This is a genomic window from Streptomyces katrae (genome assembly GCF_000966975.1).
Classification (GTDB): Bacteria; Actinomycetota; Actinomycetes; order Streptomycetales; family Streptomycetaceae; genus Streptomyces; species Streptomyces katrae.
Genome location: NZ_JZWV01001426.1, coordinates 1 through 3,028, shown reverse-complemented (window position 1 = coordinate 3,028; position 3,028 = coordinate 1). Strand labels below are relative to the sequence as shown.

The window sequence follows — 3,028 nt, the reverse complement described above, 5'->3', positions numbered from 1 at the left end:
GTCTTCACCGAAGCCGAACGCGCGGCTCTTGAACTGGCCGAAGAAGCCACCCGCATCGCCGACGCCGCCGGGGGCGTCTCCGACGAGGTCTGGGCGAATGCCGCCAAGCACTACGACGAAGACCAGCTCGCCGCCCTCGTGACCCAGGTAGCCGTCATCAACGCCTTCAACCGTCTGAACGTCACCGTCCAGCAGCCCGCCGGCCACTACCAGCCCGGCCGGCACTGAAGACGTCCACCCCTCCCGCCCCGACAAGGACAACCCCTGAACCTCGCCCTGTGGATCGTCACCGGACTGCTCGCCGTCGCATACCTGTTCGGCGGCGCCTTCAAGGTGATCACCCCGACGGAGAGGATCGCCGCCGGCGGGTCCAGCGGGAGGTGGGTCGAAGCCTCCGACGCCGCGAGACCAAGCTCGTCGTGGGGGACCTGATCTATACCGCCCTGGCCGCGTTCGTGGCGGCGGCCCGCTTCGGCCCCGAGTCCTTCACCGGCTGACCGGGACGGCCTCCGGTCTTGCCGCCGCTGTGCGCGCCGGGATCGTCGCGCCGGCGGGTCTTTACCCTCGAGACATGAACACGTTCGAGGGCGGTGACGGCCGGCACCTGGAGATGACCAACGGCGGCACGACAGCGTTCGTGGACGTGTTGATGCTCGCCGTGTCCGCGCTGGCCCACAGGCCGTGGGACTTCCGCTTCGCCGGCCTGCTGACCCTCCAGGACCAGAACGTGATGGGGCGTGGGATGGTCGGTTTCGGCCTGGCGGAGCTCGACTGGGGGGAGACGCCGCAGGAGCGAGCCGAGGCCAAGGACTTCTTGCTGCGCGTACTCGATCTGGCACTGTCCCGCCACCGGTGGGAGGAACTGACGTACGAGCCGCCACGGGTCGAGGGGTATCTACGCACGTACCGGGCGATGGTCGAGGAGTTCGACCCTGCGACCGCCAGGGCCGGCACGGGTGTCCTGCCTGGGCCGCAGGAGGCCGCAGTGGCCTCCTGCGTACGCCATCGGGTCCTGGACGCACTGCCGTTCTGGCAGGCGTGCGTGTTCTGCACGGCGGGGGTGTGAAGGCGTGGACAGGTGACAGCGAGTTGGCGTCGGCGATGGTGGGGGCGACCCAGCTGGTGGGGAGGGCCTTTGGTCTGGTGGGCTGCTGTCACGGGGTGACCGGTCGGCTGCCGTAAGGTGACCCCTCGCCGGGGGTTCGGGTGCTGCTACGAAACCGGTCTTCTGCACCCCACGGTCGACCGTTCAGGAACCGTAGGTGAAGCAAGGGCGCAGGAGGGGGCGGTCGTGGTCGTCGAGGTGGGGTACGCGCAGGGATGGGACCCGGAGTCCCGTGCCGTCTGGCGGACGCTGTCCGTCGGGGAGGCCCGGGAGCGCGACGCGGCCGGGCTGCCGTACGTGGTGGTGTACCGGACCGCGGGCCGGCATTCGCCGTTGGAGGTCCGGCTCGTCTCCTGGCGGGATCACCACGTCGGGCTGTGGGTGTACGACGACATGGGCCGTCGTACCTACGACCTGGACCTGAGGCTGCTGGACGACCCGGCGCGGCTGTTCCACCGGTACTCCGTCGCCTGGCACTACCCGGACCAGGAGACGGCGGAGTTCGACCCGAAGGGCCCGCGCGTCATTCTGGACCTGTTCCCGGACGGGAGGGGGCGGCGGCGTGAGGAACCCCGGGGCTACGCCACCTCGGCCGACCTCCGGGAGGCCCAGCGCTGGGTGGACCGGCCCGCTTTCGGGGAGTGGCCGCTGCTCTCGGCGCGGGTGCACGGGTTCACCGAGCCGCCGGTCTTCGAGGCTGCCGAGGTCGCGGACGGCGACGGCGGGGAGGCGCCCGCCTCCTGCTGGCGGCCGCCGCGCCCCGCGCAACCGGGCCGGATCGGGGAGCTGTTCCGGCCCGGGGTACGGGTCACCGACGGGTACCACCCCGAGCAGACGGTCGTCGAGCCGCGCCGGGTCGGCACCGTGCACGTCCCCAGTGGGCTGCTGGCCATTTCCGGCCTGTTCACCGACCACGAGAACGGGCCGCACATCACGGTCCCCATCCCGCCCGGGGAGTACGTGCTCGACGAGGCACGGGTTGCATACGGCTACCACTGCGAGTGGCGCGACGCCGAGGTCGAGACCACGGACCCCACGGCCGTCCGCCTGCTCCTCAGCGAGACACCTGCCGCGTCGTGGGAGATGGCCCTTGGGGCGGACGACGACCTCCGCATCTTCATCGAGAAGCAGATAGCCGGATTCGACACGGACGGCGCCACCGGCTGCTTCGCCGATGCCGGGTCCTTCGAGTCACTCCTCTCTCTCTTCGAGCGGGGACTGATCGACGGTGAGCCGGACCTCCACGGTTACGAAGACCTGACCGACGGGTCGATGTTCATCCACCGCACGTGGGACAGTGCCACCGGGGGCGAGCTGATGGCCTTCGCGACGACCGGGGACGGTGCCTACCCCGTGTGGCTGGGGCGTTCCGAGGCCGGCGAGTTGGTCAGCGTCGTGGTACTGATCGAGGGGATGCCCCAGGTCCTTCCCGAGAGGGACGGGGCCACCGCCGATCTCTGAAACGACATGCCCAAGCGGCAGGCACCGTTGCCCGGGCGAAATCCGGGTCATCCGTCGCGGACGCCGGGCTGGAGAGGGCCGAGCGGGACCACGCTCGGCCCTCGGCGCTGCACCAGCCACTACCCCCGCTTCCTGGCCGCGCCCCCGGAGCCGGGGTTGCGCTCGCCGTCGCCGAGGACGGCGGCCGCGACGCCCCTGGGCCGGCCCGGACGTACCCCACGCCGCTAGCATGTCGCCGTGCTGAATGATGATCTGACGATCCGTCGTGCCTCCACGTCGGATGGCCCGGCGTTGATGGCGCTCGAGAGGGCCGGCTGGTCCTGGCTGAGCGATGTCATGCCGCAGCGGGCCGAGGACGCGTTGATGTTCGATGAGCGGTACGGGGTCGAGCCCTTCCTGGTGGCCGAGCTCGCCGGCCGCGTGGTCGGCTACATCCGCCAGATCCCGCCGACCCCGCTCGTC

3 protein-coding genes and 1 pseudogene are annotated in these 3,028 nt (G+C 70.8%); all 4 read left to right on the top strand.

Going from position 1 to position 3,028, the window contains the following annotated elements; translation table 11 throughout:
- Positions 1 to 228, top strand: a 228-nt coding sequence (locus VR44_RS37975; RefSeq protein ID WP_045952236.1) for a carboxymuconolactone decarboxylase family protein, incomplete at its 5' end; no start/stop codon positions are given.
- A 343-nt stretch (positions 229 to 571) separates the two neighbouring features.
- Positions 572 to 1,066: a hypothetical protein gene (locus VR44_RS37970; RefSeq protein WP_045952235.1), complete on the top strand. Its 495-nt coding sequence runs from the start codon at positions 572 to 574 to the stop codon at positions 1,064 to 1,066.
- A gap of 225 nt (positions 1,067 to 1,291) precedes the next feature.
- Positions 1,292 to 2,566: a DUF4241 domain-containing protein gene (locus tag VR44_RS37965; protein WP_052714018.1), complete on the top strand. Its 1,275-nt coding sequence runs from the start codon at positions 1,292 to 1,294 to the stop codon at positions 2,564 to 2,566.
- Between the two features lie 237 nt (positions 2,567 to 2,803).
- Positions 2,804 to 3,028, top strand: a pseudogene (locus VR44_RS37960) (GNAT family N-acetyltransferase); the annotation flags it as partial.

Bases quoted from the DNA above. Each gene is read 5' to 3' on its own strand.
- VR44_RS37970 (WP_045952235.1), top strand. From the start codon at position 572: ATGAACACGTTCGAGGGCGGTGACGGCCGGCACCTGGAGATGACCAAC.